Genomic DNA, 23,080 nt, shown 5'->3' on the forward strand with positions numbered 1-23,080 from the left:
GCTTGGCAGGGGGAGACCATGTCCGCTCAGACCGAAATCATTGTGACGAATGGCACCAACGCGCCCGTTACCGCGTGGCTGACGCTGGGGCCGACGCCCGGCTGCATTTCCAATGTCAGCGAAGTGCCGTTCGTCAAGACGCAGCTAACGCCCCTGCAGGGCTCCTTCGTGCTGGCCGGCAATGCCTCCGTCTCCTACACCTCGCCGGCGCCGATGGGCTTCAACGGCAACATCACCTTCGGCACGCCGCCATTGAACTGCCCGACGCCGGACTGCCCGGACGGGATCAATCTGGCGGAGTTCATCGTCAATAATGCGTTCCAGGGCCCCCTCGCGCAGGAGACTATCGACATCAGCGCGGTTGGCGGGGTGAATGCGCTCATTGCCTTCGAGATGAGCGGCGGCGGGGCCTGGTCGGCAACGACGGCCTATCCGAATGTGACCTCGTTTCAAAACAAGGCGATCGGCGCCAATGTCGGCCAGGTCGGCGTGTTTCCCTATGGCTGCGACGATTGCACGGCCAGCGTGGCGCCGCCCCCTTGCGCGACACATCCGGTCAACGCGCCCGATCCCATCACTCCCCAGGCCACGGCGATCTGCAATGTCCAGCGCTCCGCCAGCGGCAGCGGCGGCACGGTGACGATCACCTTCCTCGGCTTCACCTGAGGCCCGGGACGGGGGACGGCACGGGGGGCGATCGGCGCCCGCCGCGCCGGCGCTGACGTACCGTCAGGCTGTCCAAAGTTTAATCCGTTCGCCATGATCCCGGCGGTATTTCTTCGGCTAGGTAAGGGGCGGCGCTTGTCGCCGAATGCACCCGCTTTCCCTGCCGCCGGAGACCACTCCCTTGCGCGCCATTCTTTCCCTGCTCGCCGATGTCTGGCGGCTGTCGATCCCCTATTTCCGCGGTGAGGACAAATGGCGCGGCGGCGCGCTGCTGGCGGCGATCATCGCGCTGGAGGTCGGCTGGGTCTATGTGATCGTGCTCATCAACGAGTGGAACGCGGTGTTCTACAACGCGATCCAGGAGAAGAACTACGCCGCCTTCGTCCACCAGCTTTGGGTCTTCGCGCTCTATGCGGCGGTGGCGATCGGCGTCGCGGTGTATCAGGTCTATCTGCGCCAATGGCTGCAGATACGCTGGCGGACCTGGATGACGGAGAAATACCTCACCGCCTGGCTCGCCGACGAGACGCATTACCGCATGCGGCTGAAGGGCGACGAGGCGGACAACCCCGACCAGCGCATCGCCGAGGATATCAACTCCTATGTGAGCCAGACTCTCGGCCTGTTCCTCGGACTGCTCAACGCGGTGATGACGCTCGCCTCCTTCGCCCTCATCCTGTGGGGGCTCTCGGGCGATTTCTCGTTCAATCTGTTCGGCACCGACTGGGACATTCCCGGCTATCTCGTCTGGGCCGCCTTCGGCTATGCGGCGCTCGGCACCTATCTCGCCCATCTCATTGGCCGGGTGCTGATCAAGCTGAACTACGACCAGCAGCGTTATGAGGCGAATTACCGCGTCGATCTGGTGCGGGTGCGCGAGAATGGCGAGCAGATCGCGCTGATGCAGGGCGGGCCGGTCGAACGCGCGCGGCTGCTCTCCCGCTTCGGCCATGTGGTGCACAATTACTGGGGCATCATGATCGCCCAGAAGCGGCTGACCTGGTTCACCGCCGGCTATGGCCAGTTGTCCACCATCTTCCCGCTGGTCGTCGTCTCCCCGGCCTATTTCGCCGGCGCGATCCAGCTCGGCCAACTGATGCAGACCTCCTCCGCCTTCGGGCAGGTGCAGAGCTCGTTCTCCTTCCTCATCAACGCCTATACGACGCTGGCGGAGTGGAAGTCGGTGGTCGATCGTCTGGTCGGCTTCGAGCGCTCGGTGCAGGAGACGCAGGCCGAGGCGCTGCGCAGCGAGTTCCGCCGCGTGCCGGCGCACGGGCCGGCGCCGCTGGCAGCGCGCGCTCTGGAAGTGCGGCTGCCGGACGGGCGGGCGCTGCTGGACGTGGCGGCGCTGGATCTGGCGCGCGGCGAGCGGGTGCTGCTCTCCGGCCCCTCGGGCAGCGGCAAGAGCACGCTGCTGCGTGCCATCGCCGGCATCTGGCCGCATGGCCATGGCGAGGTGGGAATCGCGCCCGGCGCGCGGGTGCTGACCCTGCCGCAGCGGCCCTATCTGCCCTATGGCACGCTGCGCGGCGCGCTGGCCTATCCCGACCCGCTGGAAAGCTATGACGACGAGCGTCTGCGCGAGGCGCTGGAAGCGGTCGGACTGCCGGCGCTGGCGGCGCGGCTCGACGAGAGCGGGCCGTGGGCCTCCATCCTCTCCGGGGGCGAGCAGCAGCGCCTTGCCGTTGCCCGTGCCCTGCTGGTGGCGCCGGACGTGCTGCTGCTCGACGAGGCGACCTCGGCGCTGGACGAGGCGAGCGAGGCGGCGCTCTACCGCCTGCTACGGGCGCGGCTGCCGCAGACGGCGCTGCTGTCCATTGGCCATCGCTCGACCCTGATCGAGCAGCATGAGCGCCAGATCGTGCTCACGCGTGAGGGCGAGGGGCCGGCGCGACTGGTCGATCTCCCGCCGGCGCCGGTGGCGGCCTAAGCTTCAGCGCGAGGCGGCGGCGCGGGCCTCCGCCTCGATCGCCAGAGTGCGCTCCAGCAGGATTTCGTAGATCGGCCGCCCGCCCAGCGCCAGGAACACCATATGGGCGAAGATGGCGGTGATCATGACCGGCACCAGCACCGCATAGGCGCTGGTGAGTTCCAGCACCAGCACCATGCCGACCAGCGGTGCGCCGATGGTGGCGGCGAACAGCCCGCCCATGGCGGCGATGGCGAAGGTGGTGTGGGCGAGGTCCGGCAGGGTGAAGAACAATTCCAGTGTCGTGCCGTAGCAAAGACCGATCGTGGTGGCGAGCGCCAGGATCGGCGCGAAGATGCCACCGGCCACGCCGGTGGAATAGCTCGCCATGGTCATGACAAAGCGCAGCAACACCACGAAGACCAGCATGGTGAGGGGGAGATTCTCGCGGGTGAGCTGGACCGCCAGCAATTCCCCGCCCTGTGTCGCCTCCGGCCGTACGAACATGAGCACGCCGACGGTGAGGCCGACAAAGGCCGGGAAAATGTAGAACGAGGTGCGCAGGCCCAAGCGGCGCACATGGTCGAGCGACCAGACCAGCGTGCGGTTGAACACGAAGCCGGCGCCGCCGAGAATGACGCCGAGCACGGCGAAGGCGGGCAGCCAGACATAGGGGATGGTCGCGGCTTCCAGCAGCATATAGGGCTCGCTGCCGGTGAGATATTCGGTGAGGATGGCGCTGGCGATGGAGGCCAGCACCACGGCGATATAGGTGCGCGAGGAATAGGGGAACTGGCGGCGCGTCTCCTCGATGACGAACAGCACGGCGGCGAGCGGGGCGTTGAAGGCGGCGGCGAGGCCGGCGGCGCCGCCGGCGGCGAGCAGGCCGCGCATGTCCTCGCCCGACCATTTCATCAAATCGGACGCCGCCTTGGCGACGGAGGCACCGATATGGATGGTCGGCCCCTCGCGCCCCAGCACCATGCCGGAGGACAGCGAGAGCATGCCGCCAATGAATTTCACCGGCAGCACGCGATGCCAGCGCACCTCGCGCAGCCCTTCCATCGCGCCCTCGATTTCCGGCACGCCGGAGCCGCTGGCTTCCGGGGCGAAGCGGCGCACCAGCCAGAGCGACACCACCGTCATGGCGGCGGCGACCAGCGCGGCGGCGGCATAGAGCGGCAGGCCGTCGAGCCCGAGCCCGGTGTCGAGATAGGCCGGCCAGGCGGCGGTGAGCCGCTCCACCCCGACATGGAAGCCGGAACCGAGAATGCCGACCACCGCGCCGACCGCGATCGCCACCAGATGATACGCCAGATTACCCATGCCTCGCCTCGCCCTCCCTTGTGCCCCGCGCATCGGTAGCATCGGCAGGCGAAGGCTGAAAGGCGTTACGCGGCACGTCATCTCGGCTTTGCGCGCGGGCGGCGTGTCGGAAAGGCCGCAAGGCATGAATGGCCGGGCTCGGCCCGGCCAAGACGGTGGGGGACGGCGTGACAGGCGCGGGGACCCGCCCTGCCACAGCGCCCTCTAGGGCAGAACGGGCGCGTAGACCGACACCGGCTCGACCGTCTCGATCAGGCCGTGGCCCTTCATGAACGCGCCGAAGCGGGCATAGCGGCCGGCATCCAGCCCCGCCGGGGCGTGGGCGAAGCGGCGCAGCGTATCGGTCCAGGCGGTGCGGTTCAGCTCGTCGTCAAGCTTGGGGTTGGCCTTGACGAACAGCCCCCACGCCTCGTCCGGGTGGTTGAGGATGTAGATGGTGGCGTCCTCCACCGCCGCGAGGAAGCGCTTGAGGCGCGGATCGGCGAGCTTGTCCTTGTGGGTGACATAGATCAGCTCGTCGAAAACAGGCACGCCGTGCTCTTCGGGAAAGAAGGCGACGCCTTCCTTGCCCTCCAGCCGGATCTGGGTCAGCTCGAAATTGCGATAGGCGCCGATCACCGCATCGACCTTGCCGGCAATGAGCGCGGGAGAGAGGGCGAAATTGACGTTGATCATGGTCACGTCGGAGGGCTTCAGCCCGGCGCTCGCCAGCATGGTGCCGAGCAGCGCGTCTTCCAGCCCGGCGACGGAATAGCCGACCGTCTTGCCCTTGAGATCGGCGAGCGACTTCACCGGCCCGTCCTTCAGCGCCACCAGCGCGGTGAGCGGGGTGGAGATGAGCGTGCCGAAACGCACCAGCGGCAGGCCTTCCTTCACCTGCAGATAAAGGCTCGGCTGGTAGCTCACCGCGACATCCGCCTGGCCGGCGGCGACAAGGCGCGGCGGGGCGGCGGGATCGGCCGGGGCGACCAGCTCGACATCAAGGTCGTGGGCTTTGAAGAAGCCCTTTTCCTGCGCGATGATCAGCGGGGCGTGGTCGGGGTTCACATACCAGTCGAGCAGGACGGTGAGCTTGTCCGCCGCCGCGGCGGGGGCCAGCGAGAGCGACAGGGCGAGGATGAGGCCGCCGGTGCGGGCGGCAAGGTTCTTGAACATGGATCTCCTCCCAGTTGGAGACCCGGCGCGAGCTTTCGGGGGAAATCCGGCGCGGGAGTCACGCGCCGCGTGAGGCCCCACCGTCGCTCCGTCCCTTCGCCGGCATGACCCGGATCAGGTTCAAAGGGTCTGGCGGCTGCCATCTCAGCCCCTTGGCCTTTCGGCCGGCGGGACACCCCTCGGACATGCGCAGGCTAACAGAGCGGCCGGGCAGGGGCAAATGGGGGCGTTTGGGTCCCGCGCGGCGTCGCCCCCGTGTCCGCCCTCATCCCCGGGCTTGACCCGGGCACCCAGTGACCGGGAGCGCGGTGGAAAGTCTGGGTCCCCGGGTCAAGCCCGGGGATGAGGGAGCGTTTTGGGTCCCGTCCGCCCTACTCCCCCCGCCACCCCCCGCCATAGACGATGCGTTCCACCCCGGCGAAGCGGGCGTGGCGGGTGAGCTCAGTGTCGAGCGCGTCGAGCCGCCCTTTGGTGGCACGCACGCCCGGCTCCAGCCACAGCCGGCGCACATCGAGCGTGCCGGCCTTGCGGTCCGCCTTCATGTCAAGGCGCCCGACCATCCGGTCGCCCTCCAGGATCGGGAAGACGTAATAGCCATAGACGCGCTTTTCCGCCGGCACGAATACCTCGATGCGGTAGGAGAAGCCGAACAGCCGTTCCGCCCGGGCGCGGTCGCGCAGCAGCGGGTCGAACGGGCTCAGCACCCGCAGCCGTGACGGCGGGGCGGGCAGCGAGGCGAACAGGGAGGCGCTGCCGGCGAAGGCGTGCGAGGCGCGGGGCTTGCCGTCTACGCCCTCAAGGAGCACCGGCTCCAACCGGTCGCGGTTCGTCTCCACCCAGGCTTTCGCCTCGGCCGGCGTGACGAGATCCCAGAAGGCGGCGATCTCGCCATGGGTGGCGAAGCCGAGCCGCTGCAGCGCCGAGGAACACGCCCAGTCGATGAACGCGGCCTCATCGACCTCGGCCTCGCGGTGGCGGGCGGGGATGACCCGCTCGGTGAGGTCATAGACCTTCTGGAAGCCCTCGCGCCCGGCAATGGCCAGCGCGCCGGTGCGCCAGTGATATTCGAGCGCGGTCTTTTCCGGGTGCCAGTTCCACCAGCCGCCGGGCGGGCGCTTCTCGGCCTCGAAATGCCGCGCCATCAGCGGGCCTTCGCGGCGCACCCGTTCCAGCACATGGTCGACATAGGTCTCGAAGCCGTTCTCGTGCCATGAGCGCCAGCGCGCGGCGAGCGTCGCTTTCGCGCGGGCGAAGCGGTGCTTCCAATAGGGGAAGAAGGCGCTGGGGATGATGGCCGCGTCATGCGTCCAGTGCTCGAACAGCGCATGGTCCTTTTCCAGCAGCGCCGTGAGATGCTCGCGCCTGTAGCTGGGGTTGCGGGCGAACAGGATGTGGTGATGCGCCCGCTCCACCGTGGCGATGCTGTCCACCTGCACGAAGCCAATCGTCTCGATCAGTTCCAGCAGCCCGGCCTTGCTCAACGCCCCGCGCGGGCGGCTGAGGCCCTGGGTGGCGAGGAAGACGCGGCGTGCATCGGCATTGGCGAGGCGAATCGTCATGGCACCATCATAGGGCGCGTTTGCGCAGGGCATCAGTTCCTGCCGCCGGCGATGAGCGGACCTCTTCGATGGCGGCGAACCCGCCTCGTCCCGGTGCTACCGCGCCCTCCGAAACACGCAGATTCCAATTTTCGCAATCTTCCCGACGACACGCATAGGTGGTATCATGATCCAATAATACAACCTTAGGAGGATGATATGAACAACCAGAAGATCAGCTATTACCGGGCTCGGCTGGAAGAGACGTTTCCGGAGCAGACGCGGCTTCTCCGTGCCGCGCGCAGCGATGAAGAGCAAATCGAGATCTACGGCAAGATTGTTGCGGAGGCGCGTAACGATCTGCGAGTGAAGATTGCCGCCATCAACCACCAGATGCGCACGACGAACGTGGAGTCATTGCTTTCCTCGGTCGGCAATCATCACGATCGCCAGGCGGTTTCGACGGCTTTCGACGCGATGAAATACTTCGCCGAGCTGGAGGACACGTCCGAGACGGCGGTTGTTGCGCTGAACCCGGACCTGCTGGCCACGCTTGTCGCCGCCGAGGGCTCCGCAATCGAGGTTCAGGTTCAAAAACTGCTCGATGGCGTCGAGCGTCTGTCGAAAATGACCGGCAACGACGCGATCCAGACCGCCCTTCAGATCGTCGGATTCAGTTCGGTAGCCATCGGTGCCGTCGCCGGCGCCGTCACCTTCTATCAGCTGATGACCCTCAGCGGTGCTTTCACCGTTACCTGCACGGTGGCGGGCGTCGTGGCCGCGACGGTTGCCGTGGTGGTTGCCATTGCCGCTTTTATCGTTCTGTCGGTGCTGATTCCGATCATCTATTTCATGCAGAAGCCGTCGGTGTGCGTGGTGTTTCTCATCAATGAGCTGAACGGCGGACCGGATCTCAAGGGAAACAAGGTCGACTTTTCCCAGGAATACAACGTTCACGGAAAGCCCGCCGTCATCACAAGCTCCATTCCGGGCGCCTATATCTCGCCCGTCGGCACCTATGCCTATGGCGGCTTCTTCCTCACGACAAAAAAGGACAATGCGCTGGTCGGTACGCAGTATGGCTTCAGTCTGACCTGCGAGTACAATTCGACCGGTAAGACCAGCCCGACCAAGAAAGTGACGTTTGCGTTCGGTGTTGCCTGCCCGCTGGCGTTCGGGAGCAATAATTGTTATTGCGGATTCGAAATAACTGCGGAGCAGGCGGCCAACAGCACGGCCTCGGAAGACAAGCTGAGCTACAAGGCCACGAACGCCGATGGACTTAACCTTGCCATCAACTGCAACTCGGGCAGCGGCAGCGTGGCGTATTACATTGCCACCATCTCCCTTCCCGGCGCCAGCATAGGTTGAGCAGCCCGCCAGGGCCCTTGGTCGCCGGTTGCGGCCGATGCCGTCCTGTCCCGGCATCGGCCGTCGTGACGAGCGCGCCATGGTCCGCCTGCCGAGACGCGCGAGACCGTGAAGCCGCGGCGATTGCGGGAGGCGGGCCGGCGGATTAAAAGACGGGTACTGCACGCGGAGCGCGGTGCAGGCCGAGAGTGCCGCCCGGCACTGTCGGTGAACCGCGCGCGTGCACGTAAGCGTTAACGTCACTCAACGCGCATGATCGAACGGCCTTCGGGGCGTGATCGGCGCGACTTTGTCCTGCCGGCGCATTCCTGGCCGAAGAGGACCTGAGATGAACGTCGCCACCCCTGTTTTCCCCGCCGCCCCCACGCTGAACCGCCTGCGCTTCGAACCGAAGCGGCGCCGCCTCACCGTGCTCTCCACCGAGCGTGTCACGCCCTCCATGCTGCGCCTCGTGCTCGGCGGCGACGATCTCGCCGATTTCGTCAGTGACGCGCCGGACGACCATGTGAAACTCGCCATCACCCTGCCGGACGGGACGGAGGAACGGCGCGACTACACGCCCCGGCGCTTCGATGCGGCGCGGCGCGAGCTCACCCTCGACTTCGCGCTGCATGAAGCCGGCCCCGCCACGCTGTGGGCGCTGAAGGCGCGGCCGGGCGACCGGCTCGACGTGCTCGGGCCGCGCGGCTCCGCCGTGGTCGAGGGCGCCTCGGTGGCGCACTGGTTGCTGATCGGCGACGAGACGGCACTGCCCGCCATTGGCCGGCGGATCGAGGAGGCGGAAGCGGGCGCGCGCCTCACCAGCCTTGTCGCGGTGACGGGCGCCGCCGAGGAACAGCGTTTCGCCACGGCGGCGAGGCTCGATGCGCGCTGGATCCATCGCCCCGCCACCGCGCTGACCGAGGCCGCGCCGTTCATCGCCGCGCTGGAGACGATGGAGCTGGCGCCGGCCACCTTTGTCTGGGTCGCGGCCGAGGCCGCGGTGGCGCGGGCGGTGCGGGCCTATCTCACCGAGCGGCGCGGCGTGCCGATCGGCTGGATCAAGGCCGCCGGCTACTGGGTGCTGGGCCAGGCCGACGCGCATGAGAAGATGGGGTGAGGCCGAAGATGGGTGAGGCGCCCGCTCAGGCGGGCGCGTTCGCTCCGGTGGTCTCCGGCGCCCAGGGCAGCAGCCGTGTCAGCCCGCGATCGACCAGCGTGAACAGGATCAGCGCCATGGCGAGCAGCACGGCGAGGGCGGCGAACACCATGTCGGTCTGCATGCGGGCATTGGAATAGATCATGAGATAGCCGAGCCCCGCCGAGGCGCCGACCCATTCGCCCACCACCGCGCCGATGGGCGCGACGGCGGTGGCGACCTTCAGCCCGGAGGCCAGCGCCGGCAGCGCGGCGGGAATGCGGATGAAGCGCAGCGTCTTGTACGTGCCGGCGCCGCTGAGCCGGGCTAGATCGACCAGCCCCGCCTCGGTGCGGGCCAGCCCGTCATGAAAGGCCGAGGCGACGGGGAAGAAGATGATGAGGCTCGCCATCACGATCTTGGAGGCAAGGCCGAAGCCGAACCAGATGACCAGCAGCGGGGCGATGGCGAAGACCGGCAGCGCCTGCGCCACCAACAGCACCGGGCGCATGGCGCGGCGGGCGAGCGGCGAGGCGGCCATGGCGAGCGCGCAGGCGATGCCGAGCAGCGAGCCGCAGACAAGCCCGAGCAGCATCTCGCCCAGGGTGATGCCCGCATTATGGGCGAGGATGCCGGCATTGTCCCACGCCGTCACACCAATGCGCAGCGGGCCGGGCAGGATATAGGCCGGCACGGCGAGAAGACGCACCGCGCCTTCCCACAGGCCGAGCAGAACGAGAGTGACGGCAAGCGCGCGCCCGATGGCGGCCATGAGGCAAATTCCTGCATTCGTTGCAGCCCTTATAGCCGCCGGCCGGCAAATGCGCGACGTTTGCGCTCGCGGCCTCGCGCATAAGCAGGGCGGGCCGGCGCGGAAAGACTTGACGGCCGTCAAGGCGGCGACACTTCTTTGGGTGCAAAAAAGTCTTCATTGAAAGCGTGGAGGAAAGCAGATGATCAAGGATATTCTCGTCAGCCTGCGGGTGGCCGACGTTGGGGAAGATGTCGCCGGTGATTATGCGGTGTCGGCCGCCGCCGCGCTCGATGCCCATCTGACGGGCGTTGCCGTGAGCTACGAGATCGACGTGCCGCCGGTCTATACCGAAGCTTTCTCCACCGATTTCATCGAAGCACAGCGGGCGGAAGCCCAGCGCTTGGCGCGCACCTCCGTGGAACGCTTCGGAGAGGCGGCGCGCTCGCTCGGCCTCACCGGCGAGGTCCGGCTGGTCGATGGCACGCCCGGCGGCGCCGCCGAGCAGATCGGCGTCCTGGCCCGGCTCTATGACCTCACCATCGTCAACCAGGCCGATCCGGACAAACTCGGTCCGGAGGATGTTGTGACCGAAGCGGTGCTGTTCGATTCCGGCCGGCCGGTGCTGGTGGTGCCGCGCAAGCAGCAGAAGCCGTTCTCGGCCAAGCGCATCATGGTCGCCTGGGACGGTAGCCGCACCTCGGCCCGCGCGGTGGCGGAGGCGCGGGCGTTGCTCCGCCATGCCCATCTCGTCGAGGCGGTGGTGGTCGAGACCGGCAAGCCGCTGCGCAAGAAGGGCGTCGACCTGCCTGGCGCCGACCTCGCCCGCCATCTGGCGCGGCATGAGAAGACGGTGGAACTGCGCACGCTGGTGCCGAGCGGGGATGAGAGCATCGCCGACGTGCTGCTGAAGGAAGTGGCGGCGCGCGACATCGACATCGTGGTCATGGGTGGCTACGGCCATTCGCGGCTGCGCGAATTCGTGCTCGGCGGCGTGACCCGCGACATGCTGGAACGGATGACGGTGCCGCTGTTCCTCGCCCATTGAGCGCCGGAGCGCGCCCACGACAGACGGCCCGGCGCGCTGCGCCGGGCCTTTGCGTCGGCGCCGGCCGGGGTCGCAGCGCCGCGCCCGCTTCCGCCTGCCGCAAGGTTGCCGTCAGGCGGGGGTGGCAATCTAACCTTAAGATGTCGCGGGGCAGGTCTACCCTACGACCCTACCCCTGAAGGGGTGGGACGACGACACGCAACCCGAAGGGAAGACGATGAAAAAGCTCCTCGCCACCACACTGGCACTGCTCGCCACCGTCAACATGTCGCTGGCCTGCACGGCGGTGGATCTGAAAGCCAAGGATGGCAGCGTCATCGCCGGACGGACCATGGAATGGGCCTTTGACATGCAGTGGCAACTGGTCAGCCAGCCCAAGGGCACAGAGCTGAGTCTGGTCGCCCCCGCCGCGCTCGGCCTGCCGGCGCAGAAGGTCACGACGAAATATGCCGTCGTGGGGGTGAATGCCGGCATCATTCCCGGCGGGGCGCTACTCGACGGGCAGAACGCCGAGGGCCTCTCGATGAGCGCCAATTTCCTGCCGGGCTTCACCCAATACCAGACGGTGACCAAGGACGACAAACACTACCAGTCCGTGCTGACCTTCGGCGCCTGGGCGCTGGGCAGCTTCGCCACCGTGGCGGAACTGCGCGCCGCGCTGCCGACCATGAAGGTGTGGGCGGATGATTCCCTGCCCACCGGCCCGACGCCGGCGACGCTGCATTTCATCTTCCTCGACCGGTCGGGTGCCGGCATCGTGGTCGAATATGTCGATGGCCAGGTGCAGATCCACGACAATGCGGCGCATGTGCTGACCAATGCACCGACCTATGACTGGCACCTCAACAATGTGCGCAACTATCTCAGCCTGAGCACGGTGGGCGTGCCGAGCCGCGAGGTGGCGGAGGTCAATGTGACCGAACTCGGCCAGGGCGGCGGCATGCTGGGCCTGCCGGGCGACTACACTCCGCCCTCGCGTTTCGTCCGCGCCACGGTGCTGCGCCACAATGTCACCGAGCCGAAGGACGCGGTCGAGGCGACGCAGGCCGTCGGCCACATCCTCAACAATGTCGATATCCCGCTTGGCATCGCCCAGTTTCACCAGAAGGACGGCACGCTGGGCTCCGACTACACCCAGTGGATCGTCATCAAGGACCTGACCAACAACACGCTGCGGATCGCCGATTACGACAACCGGCTGAACTACCTTGCCATCGACCTCGCGCCGCTGTTCGCGCAGGAAAAGCCGGCGGCGCGGCTGGTGACCGAATTGCCCTATCCCGCGCCCCGTGCCGGCGCCGAGGTGCTGGCGCCCTGAGTACAGGCCGGCCCGTCCTCTGGCGGGCTGGCCGCCGGCCTGCCTCGCGGGCTGGCCGCCGGCTTGCATGGCCGGTGGCCCCCAGCGAGGAGGCCGTGCCGATGACATTGATCTCCCCCCCGACGCTGATGCGCCCCATCCCCGCATCCCCGCCCCTGACCCATGAACGGGTGCGCGCCGCCGAGGCGTTCGCCCTCGCCTATGCCCGCAAAAGGGGCGGGCGGGTGCGCGTGCGCCCGGATGTGTGGCTCGAACTGCGCGCGGCCGGCGCCGACATGTCGCTCTATATCTGCGACACGCGCTGAGCGCCTCCTCGCGCCCCGGTTTCAGAGGCCAAGCGCGGCCTTGAACTCGTCCGGCAGCATCACATTCGCCGGGGCGCCGGCGAACATCGGCGCTATGTCCGCCGGCGTGTAGCCGGCAAGGCCGCAGCCGATCGGGGTGAGCTGGAAGCTGAGGTCGGGCCGCGCGGCGGCGAAGGTCAGGAAGCGGCGGACATATTTCCGTATCTCGGCGAGCGGCAGGGTCTCGATGTCCCAGTCCTTGGTGGGGATGGCGAAGGCGGTGCCGGTGAGGCCGAAGCCAACGCCCCATTCCGCGCCCCTATTGTCATGCGCCCAGCGCGCCGCCCCGCCCGCATGCAGGCCGGCGAGGTTGGAGCCGAAGACGAAGACCGGGTTGCGTGTCATGCCGCATCTTCTCCCACGCTTGTGCGAGGAAGGGAAACTCGCCGTCAAGGAAAGCGGGAAGCCACGTGATTCTGGTACAGCTGGGTGGGCTCGAACCACCGACCTCCGGTTCCACAGACCGGCGCTCTAACCAACTGAGCTACAGCTGCGTGCCAGAACGGCGCGGAACCTACTTTGGTGGCCGGCGCTTTGCAAGACCGCCGCGCAAGCTTCCGCATGTCCCGTGGACAACCCCGCGCCCCGCCGCGACGGCCTCCGCGCGGGCGGCGGCGGCGGATGGCACGGTTCCTGTATCGTCCGCACCAATGTCACGACTCCGGGGAGACCGCGCATGCAGACGGCGACCGACGACGCGCCTGAAACGCCCTGCGCGGCGCTGCTCGACGCCGGGCTCGCCGTCGCCGGCCTGCCGCTTGAGCCGGAACTGCGCCCGCGCGTGCTGATGCATCTGGAAACCGCCACGGCCATGGCGGCGCTGGTGACGGGCTTTGCCCTGCCCGACGAGGCCGAGCCGGCCCCGGTGTACCGGCCATGAGCGCGGCGGTGGCGGAGACGATGGCGGCGGCGCTGCTCGGCGGGCCGGCCCTCACCATCGCGGCGGCCGTGCGCGAGGGGCGGGTGAGCGCCCGCGCTGTCACCGAGGCGGCGCTGGCGCGGATTCAGGCGGTGGATCCGGTGCTGAACGCTTTCACCGATGTGACGCGCGATCGCGCGCTCGCCGAGGCCGACGCGCTGGACGCCGCCCGCGCCGCCGGGCAGGCGCTGGGCCCGCTGGCCGGCGTGCCCTTCGCGGCGAAGAACCTGTTCGATCTCAAGGGTCTGCCGACGCGGGCGGGGGCGAAGATCAACCGCGACCGCGCCCCCGCCGCGCGCGACGCGACGCTGGTGGAGCGGATGAACGCGGCCGGGGCGGTGTGCCTCGGCGGGCTCAACATGGGCGAATATGCCTATGATTTCACCGGCGAGAACCTGCATGATGGGCGCTCGGCCAATCCGCACGACCCGGGCCACATGTCCGGCGGCTCGTCCGGCGGATCGGGCGCGGCGGTGGGTGGCAAGCTGGTGCCGCTGGCGCTCGGCTCCGACACCAATGGCTCGATCCGGGTGCCATCCTCCTTCTGCGGCATTTTCGGGCTGAAGCCGACTTATGGCCGGCTGTCCCGGGCGCGCAGCTTTCCCTTTGTCGCCAGCCTCGACCATCTCGGGCCCTTCGCCCGCCATGTCGGCGACCTCGCCGCCTGCTATGACGCGCTGCAGGGCCCCGACGCCGACGACCCGGCGCTGGCCGACGCGCCTGCCATGCCGGTTTCGGCCGGGCTCGATGCGTCGGGCGATCTCAAAGTGGCGGTGCTGGGCGGCTGGTTCGCCCGGCAGGGCACGCCGCAGGCCTATGCGGCGGTGGCCCGCGCGGCGAAGGCGCTGGGGGCGACGGTCACGGTGGAACTGCCGGAGGTGGAGCGGGCGCGGGCGGCGGCTTATCTCATCTCCATGGCGGAAGGGGCGGCGCTGCATGAGGGGCGGCTGCGCGCCCGCCCGCAGGATTTCGACCCGGCGGTGCGCGAGCGGCTGCTGGCCGGCGCGGTGCTGCCGGCCATGTGGATCGCCCGCGCGCAGATCTTCCGCCGCTGGTTCCGCGAGCGGGCGCTGGAACTCTTCGCCGACTGGGATGTGCTGATCGCCCCAGCGACACCGGTGCCGGCGCCGCGCGGCGGGCAGACGACCTTCGTGCTCGACGGGCGGGAAATGCTGGTGCGGCCGAATATCGGCATCTACACCCAGCCCATCTCCTTCATCGGCCTGCCGGTCGCCGCCGCGCCGATTCCGACCGGGGAGCGGCTGCCGATCGGCGTGCAGCTCATCGCCGCCCCGTGGCGCGAGGACCGGGCGCTGCAGGCGGCGCGGGTGCTGGAGCGGGCCGGTGTCGCGCTGGCGCCCGAGCCTGCCCTGTAGCGCTCAGTCCTTGCGGAAGGCGAGATTGGCGATGAAGCCGACGCTGAGCGCCATCAGCGCGGTGGCGAGGCCGTAGACCCAGGGATAATCCTGCGCCGTGGTGGCGACCGTCTGCTCGAAATCCACCTTCGCCACTTCCAGCGGCAGCACCCCGCGGCCGGTCAGGGCGCCGTCGGCGAAGGTCTTCACCTCCACCTCATAGGCGCCGATGGGGGCGGTACCGGGAATGGGGATGGTGGCGCGAAACACATTCGGCGCGATGAAGTCGACGCCCGCCGGCCGCTCGAAATAAAGCCCCTGAGTCTGCTTGACCCGCAGGAAAGCCTGCCGGAACGGGTCCTCGCGCACCACATCGGCATAGTCCGAGCCGATGCGCTGCAACAGATGGTTGTTGTCGAGCCCGGCCTGTTCGCGCCGCAGCGTCTCCGCATCGGCGATGAGGGCGGGCGGCCGGCTGGCGAGCACGGCGAGATAGGACGGCGCGGCCAGGAAGCTGCGGCTGTCCACATTCACCCAGATTCCGAAGCGCCGTTCCTTGCGCCAGGTGGTGAAGCTCTCGCTCGGCCCGCGGACGGTGACGACGACATCCGTCGGGGCGGAGGGCTCGGCAGTGCCGGGGTCGATCACGCCGAACAGCACCAGCGTGTCGCCGGTGAAGTTCGAGGTGATGGTGACGCGGGCCTTCGACAGCGACAGAACGAGTTCAGCCGCGCGCGCCGGCGGGCCGGCGAGGGCCAGCAGCGCCAGCAGGAGAAGCGCGCCGCGCCCGCTCATCGCGCCACCTCGCTGATGCTGACGGCGTAGAGATCGGCGGGGGTGACGATCTGGTCCACCGCCACCCGCAGGCCCACGGCGAGCACCAAAAGGCCGAGCAGCAGGCGCAGCTTTTCCGCCCGCATCGCCTGCCCGGCACGCGCGCCGAACTGTGCGCCGATGGTGCCCCCCACCATGAGCACCAGCCCCAGCACCGCGTCGACGGTCTGGTTGAGCACGGCGTGCATGAGGATGGCGGCGGTCATCGTCACCAGCGTCAGCATCAGCGCGGTGGCGATGGAGGTCAGCGTCGGCACGCGCAGCAGATAGATCAGCGCCGGCACCAGCAGGAAGCCGCCGCCAATGCCCATCAGCGCGCCGAGGAAGCCGATGGCGAAGCCGATCGTCACCACGGGGATGATGGAGACATAGATGCGCGACTGGCGGAAGCGCATCTTGAACGGCATGCGCAGGAACCAGGGATGCGCGCCCGGCCGCTTCACCTGCGCCTTCTCGCCCCGCCACTCGCGCAGCAGCGCCCGCAGGCTCTCCGCCACCATGAGCGAGCCGATGGTGCCGAGCAGGACGATATAGGTGACGGCGATGACGAGATCGAGCTGGCCGAGCCGGCGCAGCAGCATGAAGCTGACCACGCCGGCCAGCGTGCCGGTGAGGCCGCCGGCCAGCAGGAAAAAGCCCAGCCGGACATCCACCAGCCGGCGCCTGAGATAGGTGAGGGTGCCGGAAAAGGAGGAGGCGGCCATGTGCGTCGACACGCTCGCTACCGCCACCGCCGGCGGAACGCCGAGGAAAATGAGCAGCGGGGTCATCAGGAAGCCGCCGCCGACGCCGAACATGCCGGAGATGAAGCCGACCGCGATCCCCAGCGCCAGCAGCGTGAAGATATTCACCGGCAGTTCCGCGATCGGCAGGTAGATCGTCACAGGCGCATCCGCACGGTGTCGGGGCTGCCTCAGCCCATAGCAGCATTGGCCATAGCAGGATTCGCCTCACAAGGTTTTAACACCGGCGCGACGGCGGGGGCTGCGTCGGCAGAGTGGCGGATTCTGTAATACATTATGAAAGATAAGGTCGGTCTTGTTCTTGCGATCTCTGTAGTAGCGGAATGTTGCGTGGCTTTGAGTGGTAAATTTTTTTGTCCTTCAAGTGTAATTAGTGGCGAAAACGCCAGCATTGCTGACTTAACGTTTGAGGAGGTCATGCTAGCGTGCCGCGGCAACGGACCCGAACGAGGTCCGGCATCCTAGGAGGAACCCCATGTCTCTTTTCCGGCGCGGTTCGCGGACCGCGGCGCTGCTCGCCACCACCATGTTCGCGGGCGCGGTGATGCTGTCGGCTTCGGCTCAGGCCCAGTCGACCGATAACATGCAGAAACTGTCCAATTTCCAGCAGACCGGCGCGTCCATGGAAATGGAAACGGTGCCGCAGACCGGCCCGCGCGTCGACGCCTTCAACCGCACGCTGGCCGGCATCAAGCTGCCGGACGGCTTCAAGATTTCGCTCTATGCCATCGTGCCGGACGCGCGGGAAATGGCGGTCGGGCCGACCACGGGCGTCGTCTTCGTCGGCACCCGCAAATCGAAAGTATGGGCGGTGACCGACCGCGACAAGGACCGCGTCGCCGACGAGGTGAAGGTGTTCGCGCCCTCGATCCAGTTCAAGCTGCCGAACGGCGTGTGCTTCTCCAAGGACGGCTTCCTGTTCGTGGCCGAACAGAACCGCGTGCTGCTCTTCCCCGCCGCCGAGTTCTTCTATGAGGGGCCGGATGTCGCCGCCTTCGAAGTGGTGAAGCAGGGCGACCTCATTCCGCCGGCCGAGGAATCGTACAACCACACCGCCCGCGTCTGCCGCATCGGGCCGGACGACAAGCTCTACATCACGCTCGGCCAGCCCTTCAACGTCTTCTCACCGGAGAAATACGACCTCTACAAGAAGAACGGCATCGGCGGAATCGTGCGGATGGACCGCGACGGCAAGAACCGCGAGGTCTATGCTTGGGGCATCCGCAATTCCGTGGGCATGGACTTCAACCCGAAGGACAAGACCCTGTGGTTCACCGACAATCAGGTGGACGGCATGGGCGACACCATTCCGCCGGGCGAGCTGAACCGCGCCACCAAGCCGGGCCAGACCTTCGGCTTCCCCTATTTCGGCGGCGGCAATGTCCGCACCGTCGAGTACAAGGACCAGGCGCCGCCGGCCGATTCCGTGCCGCCCGAGGTGGAGATGGAAGCCCATGCCGCCGATCTCGGCATGACCTTCTACACCGGCAAGCAGTTCCCGGCGAAGTATCAGGGCGGCATCTTCTCGGTGCAGCACGGTTCGTGGAACCGCACCACGCCGGTCGGCGCGCGGGTGATGTTCACCACGCTGAACGAGGACGGCACCGCCGCCAAGACCGAGCCCTTCGCCGAGGGCTGGCTGGTGAACGGCGAATATCTCGGCCGTCCCTCCTCGGTGGCGCAGCTCAATGACGGCTCGCTGCTGGTGGCGGACGACACCTCGGGCGCGATCTACCGCATCTCCTACGAGAAGTAAGCGGTTTCGCCTCATCGCCCCTGCGCCGCAAGACCGGCGCGGGGGCTCTTTCTCTTGCCGGGAACATTCGATGAAACGCTTCTTCTGCGTGCCGCTGCTGCTGGCCGCGGCGCTTGGCGTCGCCCCCGCCACGGCGCAGGACGCCAAGGCCGGCCGCGCCAGGGCATCCGCCCAATGCGCCGTGTGTCACGGAACCGACGGCATCGCCCAACTGCCCACCGCCGCCAATCTCGCGGGCCAGCAGGAAGTCTATCTCGCCAAGGCGCTGGAGGATTTCCGCGCCGGCCGCCGCGTCAATGAAATGATGACGGTGGTCTCCAAGGACCTGACCGACGCCGATATCGCCAATCTCGCGGCATGGTACGCCTCGATCAAGATCAGCGTGCAGGTGCCGGAACGCTGAACGGCGCCGGCCTCAGCCCTGCAGACGGCTCTGCCGGAAATCCGCCAGCAGGGCGGCGAGCAGCGCCTCCAGCCCACGGGCGAGGCCGGTTATGCCGCGCCGTCCGGGTCGGGGGCGCGGCATCGGCACATGAACGAACACCGCGAGACGCGGCCCGCCATCGGCGCGAGGACCGGACCGGGCCCAGCCATAGGCGCGGAACGCCAGCGCATTGCAGACATAGCGGCCGGCATGGCGCGAGAGATGGGAGGGCACCCCAGCCGCGCGCAGTGCCGCCAGCAGCGGGGCCGGGCGGGCGGTCAGCGCTCGCTGCGACGGCGCGCCGGGCTCCAGCACAAGCGAGGCCGGGCGGCGGCCAGCGGCATCGGGAAACGCGCCCGTCGCCTTGCGCCCGACGACCTCGATCGACACGCGCCGACGCCGGGCGGCGACGCCCAGCATGAGCACGATATCCGGCGCGGATTGCGCGAGAAGGGCGGGGAAGCCGGCAGCCTCGTCCCACCGCGTGGCGAGCAGGTGAAACGCGGCCGTGGCGCCCCCGGCCGGACGGCTGCGTGCGAGGTGGCGGGCAAGCTGAGCGGACGGATTTGCCGGCATGCCGGGAAAATGGCCGAAGCCTGTGATGAGCAGGCGCGGCCGGTCAGGCGGCACGGCCTGCCCCGCACGCATCAGGCGGCGCGCGCCTCCAGCGCCCGCGCCAGGGCGCCCTGAAGATCGGAAAGCTGGAATGGCTTGTTCAGCACCGGACATTTGCGCCAGGCGGCATCTATGGCGGAGTCGTTATAGCCGGTGGAGAACACGATCGGGATGCCGTGGCGGGCGATGGCCTCGGCGATGTCGTAGCTGTGGCGGGTGCCGAGATTGAGGTCGAGCATGGCGACATCAATCTCCTCGTGCCGCGTCGCGACAAAGTTCAGCGCGTCGTCGAAGCGCGATTCATTGCCGACGACCGTGGCCCCGAGTTCCTCAAGCATGCCCTCGATCATCATCGCGACGAGCGTTTCGTCCTCGACCACGAAGACGCGCTGGCCCGACAGCGTCGGCTGATCCTGCATGATGATGTGTCACTCCTTCTGGCCGGGCTTGCCCAATCGGTGCCGGCCAGCAACCGCCGCCATTTTGAGTATTCTCCCTCATTTCGGCTTTTTTGCGAGTCCGCCCTCACGGGCCGGCCCAGCCGAACAGAGCGGCGATCTTCGCGGCGCCGAGCGTGGGCGACATGTCTCCCGCCGCCACCGCGCTTTCGATGGCGGGCAATTGCGTCCGCAGCGCGGGTTCGCTGCGCATTTTCTCGCGCAGTCGGTCGTCGAACAGGGTCCACATCCATTTCACCTGCTGGGCGCTGCGGCGGGCGGCGAGGGCCCCGGCCGCCTGGCTGTGCTCGCGATGGCGCAGCACCGCGTCCCACAGGGCGGCGATGCCCTCGCCGGTCAGGCCGGAATAGGTGAGCACCGGTACCGACCAGAACGGTTCACGCCCGCCCAGCACATGCAGCGCGGCCCGGTATTCGCCCGCCGCCGCCTGGGCCCGGGCGAGATTGGCGCCGTCCGCCTTGTTCACCGCGACGATGTCGGCCAGCTCGATGATGCCCTTCTTGATGCCCTGCAATTCGTCGCCGGCGCCCGGCAGCATGAGCACGAGGAAGGTGTCGGTCATGTCCGCCACCGCGGTTTCCGACTGGCCGACGCCCACCGTCTCCACCAGCACCACGTCATAGCCCGCCGCCTCGCACAGAAGCATGGTCTCGCGGGTGCGCGCCGCGACCCCGCCGAGCGTGCCAGCGGCGGGGGAGGGGCGGATGAAGGCGTGCTCTTCCAGCGACAGGCGGGCCATGCGCGTCTTGTCGCCGAGAATGGAGCCGCCGGTGCGGGTGGAGGAGGGGTCGACCGCCAGCACCGCCACACGGTGCCCCTGCGCGATGAGATGGCTGCCGAGCGCGTCGATGGTGGTCGACTTGCCGACCCCCGGCACGCCGGTGATGCCGAGGCGCAGGGCGCGGCCGGTCTGCGGCAGCAGCGCCTGCAAGAGCTCGCCCGCCAGCGCGCGATGCGCCGGCTTGCGCGATTCCACCAGGGTGATCGCCCGGGCGAGCGTGGCGCGGTGGCCGGAGCGAACACCCTCGATGAGCGCGTCGAGTGCGGGCAGCGGGGCGGCGTGCGTCACCTCAGGAATGGGCGAACTCCCAATAGAGTTCGCGCGCGCGGCGATAGACCGGGCCGGGCTGGAGAGCGCGATCCTCGATCCGCGTCACCGGCGTGACCTTCGAGTAATTGCCGGTGGAGAAGATCTCGTCCGCCTCCAGAAAGTCGCGCCAGGTGAGCGCGGCTTCCACCACCTCGATGCCGGCCTCCCGCAGCAGATTCGCCGTGCGGGTGCGGGTGATGCCGGCGAGAAAGGTGCCGTTCGGCGCCGGGGTGAAGGCGACACCGTCCTTGGCGAGAAACACATTGGCGGTGGCGAGCTCGGCGACATTGCCCAGCATGTCGCACAGCACGGCATTGTCGAAGCCGCGCGCATGCGCCTCGACCAGCGCGCGGGCATTGTTGGGGTAGAGGCAGCCGGCCTTGGCGTCGGTGACGGCGCATTCGATGGTCGGCCGGCGGTAACGCGACAGGGTGATCGCCGTGCCGTGGTCCGGGCTCGGCATGCCGGCCTCGTAGAGGCTGAGGCACCAGCGGGTGGATTCCGGGTCGGCGTCCACCGTGCGTGCGCCGGGATATTCCGCCCAGTACATCGGCCGGATGTAGAGCGCGGCCCCGGGCGCGAAGCGTTTCACGCCCTGATGCGCCAGCTCGATCCATTTCTCCACCGAGACCAGCGGCTTCAGCCCCATCGCCAGCGCCGAGCGGTTGACCCGCGCGCAGTGCAGGTCGAGGTCCGGCGTCACCCCCTCGAAGGCGCGGGCGCCGTCGAACACCGAGGTGCCGAGCCAGGTCGCATGGCTGCGCACGCCCAGGATCGGGATGTTGCCCTCCTGCCAGGCGCCGTCGAAGAAGGTCCAGGTCTGCGTCCAGTGATGCGCCATGCCCGTTACTCCGCCAGCGCCGCGAGGATGCGGACCCAGCTACGAATGCCCTTGTGGAAGGAGGTGAGGTCGTATTTCTCGTTCGGCGAATGGATGCGGTCATCGTCCAGCGCGAAGCCGACCAGCAGCGTGTCCTGCCCCAACACCTTCTTGAACTGGCCGACCACGGGGATGGAGCCGCCCTCGCCATAGGTGACGGCCGGCGCGCCCCATTCCTCGCTGAGCGCGCTCGCGGCCTTGGCGAGCAGCGGGTTGTCATGGGCGACGGCCACCGCCCGGTTGCCCTCGCCACCGAGAAACTCGACCGTGCAGTCCGCCGGCAGCTTGGAGCGGATATAGGCGCGCACGCAGTCGCGCACATGGACGGGGTCCTGGTCCGCCACCAGCCGGCAGGTGATCTTGGCGGTGGCGATGGAGGGGATGACGGTCTTGCCACCCTCGCCGATATAGCCGCCCCACAGGCCGTTGACCTCGAAGGTCGGGCGGGTCGAGACCATCTCGATCAGCAGCCGATCCTTCTCGCCGATGGGATGGGAGAGGCCGATGGGGCCGAGGAAGTTCTCCGTCGTCAGGTCGAGCTTGGACCAGGATTCGCGCATATGCGCGGAGGGCTCGACCACGCCGTCATAAAAACCGGGAATGGTGATGCGCCCGTCCTCGCCATGCACGCCGCCGATGATCTTGGCGATCACATGCAGCGGGTTGGCGGCGGCGCCGCCATAATAGCCGGAATGCAGGTCGCGGTCGGCGGCGCGCACGACGAACTCGTCATGCATCAGCCCACGCAGCGAGAGGATGATGGCCGGCGTCTGCGCGTCCCACATGCCGGTGTCGCAGACGAGGGCGAGATCGGCTTTCAGCTCATCCTTATGCGCCTCCAGGAACGGGCCGATATTGGCCGATCCGCTCTCCTCCTCGCCCTCGACGACGATCGCCACGTCGACCGGCAGGCGGCCGATGGTGCGCTGATAGGCGCGGCAGGCCTCGACGAAGGTCATCACCTGGCCCTTGTCGTCCGAAGAGCCGCGGGCGACGATCTGCTTAACGCCCTCCGCCGTCTCGACAATGCGCGGCTCGAAAGGCGGGCTGTTCCACAATTCCAGCGGATCGACCGGCTGCACGTCGTAATGGCCGTAGAAGAGCACCCGCCGCTCCGCTCCCCCGGCCGAGGTGCCGGTGACGATGGGATGGCCGGCGGTGTCGTTCAGCCTGGCGTCGAGGCCGAGCGTGGCGAGATCGTCCGCCAGCCACTGGCCGGCGCGGCGGCAATCGGCGGCATAGGCGCGGTCGGTGGAAATGGAGGGGATGCGCAGGAAGTCGAACAGACGCGCGAGCGAGGCGTCGAGATCGGCGTCGACGGCCGCGAGCACGCGGTCGAGGTCTGTCCTGGAAAGAGCGGCCATGGCCGGGAGTCCTTGTCGTTTCAAGGAGGCGTTTCCGCCTCATCCCCGGGCTTGACCCGGGGACCCAGACACCTTGCGCCTCTGTCAAGGACTGGGTGG

At 68.1% G+C, this 23,080-nt stretch carries 23 protein-coding genes, 1 tRNA gene and 1 riboswitch; of the genes, 11 read left to right on the top strand and 13 right to left on the bottom strand.

Annotated features, from left to right (window positions below):
- Positions 1-18: 18 nt before the first annotated feature.
- Both AAC979_RS02320 and AAC979_RS02325 read left to right on the top strand, forming a co-directional pair.
- A complete protein-coding gene (locus AAC979_RS02320) occupies positions 19-666 on the top strand; it encodes a hypothetical protein (protein WP_371345209.1) in 648 nt (215 codons plus the stop codon).
- A 181-nt stretch (positions 667-847) separates the two neighbouring features.
- Entirely contained in the window at positions 848-2,596 is a 1,749-nt protein-coding gene (locus AAC979_RS02325) for an ABC transporter ATP-binding protein/permease (protein WP_371345210.1), read from the top strand.
- A gap of 3 nt (positions 2,597-2,599) precedes the next feature.
- On the opposite strand, the gene clcA is transcribed toward AAC979_RS02325, so the two are convergent.
- From clcA to AAC979_RS02340, 3 genes are all read right to left on the bottom strand, one after another.
- On the bottom strand, positions 2,600-3,901 hold the full coding sequence (clcA, locus tag AAC979_RS02330) for a H(+)/Cl(-) exchange transporter ClcA (RefSeq protein WP_371345211.1): 1,302 nt from the start codon (positions 3,899-3,901) through the stop codon (positions 2,600-2,602).
- Between the two features lie 204 nt (positions 3,902-4,105).
- Positions 4,106-5,056 carry an ABC transporter substrate-binding protein gene (locus tag AAC979_RS02335; RefSeq protein WP_371345212.1) on the bottom strand — a complete coding sequence of 317 codons (951 nt, stop codon included), beginning with the start codon at positions 5,054-5,056 and terminating at the stop codon, positions 4,106-4,108.
- A 74-nt stretch (positions 5,057-5,130) separates the two neighbouring features.
- Positions 5,131-5,246, bottom strand: a riboswitch (TPP riboswitch).
- Positions 5,247-5,427: 181 nt separating this feature from the next.
- Positions 5,428-6,615, bottom strand: a complete 1,188-nt coding sequence (locus tag AAC979_RS02340) for a winged helix-turn-helix domain-containing protein (protein ID WP_371345213.1) — start codon at positions 6,613-6,615, stop codon at positions 5,428-5,430.
- A 198-nt stretch (positions 6,616-6,813) separates the two neighbouring features.
- Here AAC979_RS02340 and AAC979_RS02345 point away from each other — a divergent pair, with 198 nt between their 5' ends.
- The gene (locus tag AAC979_RS02345; RefSeq protein ID WP_371345214.1) at positions 6,814-7,965 is read left to right on the top strand and encodes a hypothetical protein; all 1,152 of its coding nucleotides are present in this window, start codon (positions 6,814-6,816) and stop codon (positions 7,963-7,965) included.
- Positions 7,966-8,293: 328 nt separating this feature from the next.
- Complete coding sequence (locus AAC979_RS02350; protein WP_371345215.1) at positions 8,294-9,064, top strand: siderophore-interacting protein; 771 nt, start codon at positions 8,294-8,296, stop codon at positions 9,062-9,064.
- A gap of 25 nt (positions 9,065-9,089) precedes the next feature.
- Here AAC979_RS02350 and AAC979_RS02355 read toward each other — a convergent pair whose 3' ends face one another.
- Positions 9,090-9,854, bottom strand: a complete 765-nt coding sequence (locus AAC979_RS02355) for an ABC transporter permease (RefSeq protein WP_371345216.1) — start codon at positions 9,852-9,854, stop codon at positions 9,090-9,092.
- A gap of 181 nt (positions 9,855-10,035) precedes the next feature.
- Between AAC979_RS02355 and AAC979_RS02360 the strand changes: the two genes are divergently transcribed.
- The 3 genes from AAC979_RS02360 (at position 10,036) to AAC979_RS02370 (ending at position 12,504) form a co-directional block, all read left to right on the top strand.
- Positions 10,036-10,881: a universal stress protein gene (locus AAC979_RS02360; RefSeq protein WP_371345217.1), complete on the top strand. Its 846-nt coding sequence runs from the start codon at positions 10,036-10,038 to the stop codon at positions 10,879-10,881.
- 217 nt (positions 10,882-11,098) lie between these two features.
- A complete protein-coding gene (locus AAC979_RS02365; protein WP_371345218.1) occupies positions 11,099-12,199 on the top strand; it encodes a choloylglycine hydrolase family protein in 1,101 nt (366 codons plus the stop codon).
- Between the two features lie 101 nt (positions 12,200-12,300).
- Positions 12,301-12,504 (top strand): hypothetical protein, encoded by a 204-nt coding sequence (locus AAC979_RS02370; RefSeq protein ID WP_371345219.1) that lies wholly within the window; start codon positions 12,301-12,303, stop codon positions 12,502-12,504.
- 21 nt (positions 12,505-12,525) lie between these two features.
- Here the strand turns inward: AAC979_RS02370 and AAC979_RS02375 are convergent, their stop codons facing one another.
- Complete coding sequence (locus AAC979_RS02375; protein WP_371345220.1) at positions 12,526-12,888, bottom strand: hypothetical protein; 363 nt, start codon at positions 12,886-12,888, stop codon at positions 12,526-12,528.
- Between the two features lie 72 nt (positions 12,889-12,960).
- Positions 12,961-13,037, bottom strand: a tRNA-His gene (locus AAC979_RS02380).
- Between the two features lie 182 nt (positions 13,038-13,219).
- Between AAC979_RS02380 and AAC979_RS02385 the strand changes: the two genes are divergently transcribed.
- Positions 13,220-13,423 carry a DUF4089 domain-containing protein gene (locus tag AAC979_RS02385; RefSeq protein ID WP_371345221.1) on the top strand — a complete coding sequence of 68 codons (204 nt, stop codon included), beginning with the start codon at positions 13,220-13,222 and terminating at the stop codon, positions 13,421-13,423.
- Positions 13,420-14,838, top strand: coding sequence for an AtzE family amidohydrolase (locus tag AAC979_RS02390; RefSeq protein ID WP_371345222.1), 1,419 nt, complete (start codon positions 13,420-13,422; stop codon positions 14,836-14,838). Before AAC979_RS02385 ends, AAC979_RS02390 begins: the two co-directional genes overlap by 4 nt.
- Before the next feature lie 3 nt (positions 14,839-14,841).
- Here the strand turns inward: AAC979_RS02390 and AAC979_RS02395 are convergent, their stop codons facing one another.
- Both AAC979_RS02395 and AAC979_RS02400 read right to left on the bottom strand, forming a co-directional pair.
- Positions 14,842-15,612: a TIGR02186 family protein gene (locus tag AAC979_RS02395; protein WP_371345223.1), complete on the bottom strand. Its 771-nt coding sequence runs from the start codon at positions 15,610-15,612 to the stop codon at positions 14,842-14,844.
- On the bottom strand, positions 15,609-16,535 hold the full coding sequence (locus AAC979_RS02400) for a sulfite exporter TauE/SafE family protein (protein WP_371345224.1): 927 nt from the start codon (positions 16,533-16,535) through the stop codon (positions 15,609-15,611). Before AAC979_RS02400 ends, AAC979_RS02395 begins: the two co-directional genes overlap by 4 nt.
- 334 nt (positions 16,536-16,869) lie before the next feature.
- Here AAC979_RS02400 and AAC979_RS02405 point away from each other — a divergent pair, with 334 nt between their 5' ends.
- Together AAC979_RS02405 and AAC979_RS02410 are read left to right on the top strand one after the other, a co-directional pair.
- Complete coding sequence (locus tag AAC979_RS02405; RefSeq protein ID WP_371345225.1) at positions 16,870-18,150, top strand: sorbosone dehydrogenase family protein; 1,281 nt, start codon at positions 16,870-16,872, stop codon at positions 18,148-18,150.
- A 70-nt stretch (positions 18,151-18,220) separates the two neighbouring features.
- Positions 18,221-18,553 (top strand): cytochrome c, encoded by a 333-nt coding sequence (locus tag AAC979_RS02410; protein WP_371345226.1) that lies wholly within the window; start codon positions 18,221-18,223, stop codon positions 18,551-18,553.
- Between the two features lie 12 nt (positions 18,554-18,565).
- Here AAC979_RS02410 and AAC979_RS02415 read toward each other — a convergent pair whose 3' ends face one another.
- From AAC979_RS02415 to AAC979_RS02435, 5 genes are all read right to left on the bottom strand, one after another.
- Entirely contained in the window at positions 18,566-19,222 is a 657-nt protein-coding gene (locus AAC979_RS02415) for a peptidase C15 (protein WP_371345227.1), read from the bottom strand.
- Positions 19,222-19,608 (bottom strand): response regulator, encoded by a 387-nt coding sequence (locus AAC979_RS02420; protein ID WP_371345228.1) that lies wholly within the window; start codon positions 19,606-19,608, stop codon positions 19,222-19,224. The genes AAC979_RS02415 and AAC979_RS02420 overlap by 1 nt, the downstream gene beginning before the upstream one ends.
- A 106-nt stretch (positions 19,609-19,714) precedes the next feature.
- A complete protein-coding gene (gene meaB / locus AAC979_RS02425; RefSeq protein ID WP_371345229.1) occupies positions 19,715-20,716 on the bottom strand; it encodes a methylmalonyl Co-A mutase-associated GTPase MeaB in 1,002 nt (333 codons plus the stop codon).
- Between the two features lies 1 nt (position 20,717).
- Entirely contained in the window at positions 20,718-21,578 is an 861-nt protein-coding gene (locus tag AAC979_RS02430) for a branched-chain amino acid aminotransferase (protein WP_371345230.1), read from the bottom strand.
- Between the two features lie 5 nt (positions 21,579-21,583).
- Entirely contained in the window at positions 21,584-22,981 is a 1,398-nt protein-coding gene (locus AAC979_RS02435; RefSeq protein WP_371345231.1) for a dipeptidase, read from the bottom strand.
- Between the last annotated feature and the right edge of the window lie 99 nt (positions 22,982-23,080).

Source organism: Ancylobacter sp. IITR112, assembly GCF_041415945.1.
Lineage (GTDB): Bacteria > Pseudomonadota > Alphaproteobacteria > Rhizobiales > Xanthobacteraceae > Ancylobacter.

What these genes read in the sequence shown, in the direction of transcription:
- AAC979_RS02390 (WP_371345222.1), top strand. Translation starts at nt 13,420, where the DNA reads ATGAGCGCGGCGGTGGCGGAGACGATGGCGGCGGCGCTGCTCGGCGGG.
- clcA (WP_371345211.1), bottom strand. Translation starts at nt 3,901, where the DNA reads ATGGGTAATCTGGCGTATCATCTGGTGGCGATCGCGGTCGGCGCGGTG.
- AAC979_RS02340 (WP_371345213.1), bottom strand. Translation starts at nt 6,615, where the DNA reads ATGACGATTCGCCTCGCCAATGCCGATGCACGCCGCGTCTTCCTCGCC.
- AAC979_RS02350 (WP_371345215.1), top strand. Translation starts at nt 8,294, where the DNA reads ATGAACGTCGCCACCCCTGTTTTCCCCGCCGCCCCCACGCTGAACCGC.
- AAC979_RS02435 (WP_371345231.1), bottom strand. Translation starts at nt 22,981, where the DNA reads ATGGCCGCTCTTTCCAGGACAGACCTCGACCGCGTGCTCGCGGCCGTC.
- AAC979_RS02335 (WP_371345212.1), bottom strand. Translation starts at nt 5,056, where the DNA reads ATGTTCAAGAACCTTGCCGCCCGCACCGGCGGCCTCATCCTCGCCCTG.
- AAC979_RS02405 (WP_371345225.1), top strand. Translation starts at nt 16,870, where the DNA reads ATGTCTCTTTTCCGGCGCGGTTCGCGGACCGCGGCGCTGCTCGCCACC.
- AAC979_RS02415 (WP_371345227.1), bottom strand. Translation starts at nt 19,222, where the DNA reads ATGCGTGCGGGGCAGGCCGTGCCGCCTGACCGGCCGCGCCTGCTCATC.
- AAC979_RS02370 (WP_371345219.1), top strand. Translation starts at nt 12,301, where the DNA reads ATGACATTGATCTCCCCCCCGACGCTGATGCGCCCCATCCCCGCATCC.
- AAC979_RS02365 (WP_371345218.1), top strand. Translation starts at nt 11,099, where the DNA reads ATGAAAAAGCTCCTCGCCACCACACTGGCACTGCTCGCCACCGTCAAC.
- AAC979_RS02430 (WP_371345230.1), bottom strand. Translation starts at nt 21,578, where the DNA reads ATGGCGCATCACTGGACGCAGACCTGGACCTTCTTCGACGGCGCCTGG.
- AAC979_RS02360 (WP_371345217.1), top strand. Translation starts at nt 10,036, where the DNA reads ATGATCAAGGATATTCTCGTCAGCCTGCGGGTGGCCGACGTTGGGGAA.
- AAC979_RS02345 (WP_371345214.1), top strand. Translation starts at nt 6,814, where the DNA reads ATGAACAACCAGAAGATCAGCTATTACCGGGCTCGGCTGGAAGAGACG.
- AAC979_RS02410 (WP_371345226.1), top strand. Translation starts at nt 18,221, where the DNA reads ATGAAACGCTTCTTCTGCGTGCCGCTGCTGCTGGCCGCGGCGCTTGGC.
- AAC979_RS02420 (WP_371345228.1), bottom strand. Translation starts at nt 19,608, where the DNA reads ATGCAGGATCAGCCGACGCTGTCGGGCCAGCGCGTCTTCGTGGTCGAG.
- AAC979_RS02375 (WP_371345220.1), bottom strand. Translation starts at nt 12,888, where the DNA reads ATGACACGCAACCCGGTCTTCGTCTTCGGCTCCAACCTCGCCGGCCTG.
- AAC979_RS02320 (WP_371345209.1), top strand. Translation starts at nt 19, where the DNA reads ATGTCCGCTCAGACCGAAATCATTGTGACGAATGGCACCAACGCGCCC.
- AAC979_RS02355 (WP_371345216.1), bottom strand. Translation starts at nt 9,854, where the DNA reads ATGGCCGCCATCGGGCGCGCGCTTGCCGTCACTCTCGTTCTGCTCGGC.
- AAC979_RS02395 (WP_371345223.1), bottom strand. Translation starts at nt 15,612, where the DNA reads ATGAGCGGGCGCGGCGCGCTTCTCCTGCTGGCGCTGCTGGCCCTCGCC.
- AAC979_RS02385 (WP_371345221.1), top strand. Translation starts at nt 13,220, where the DNA reads ATGCAGACGGCGACCGACGACGCGCCTGAAACGCCCTGCGCGGCGCTG.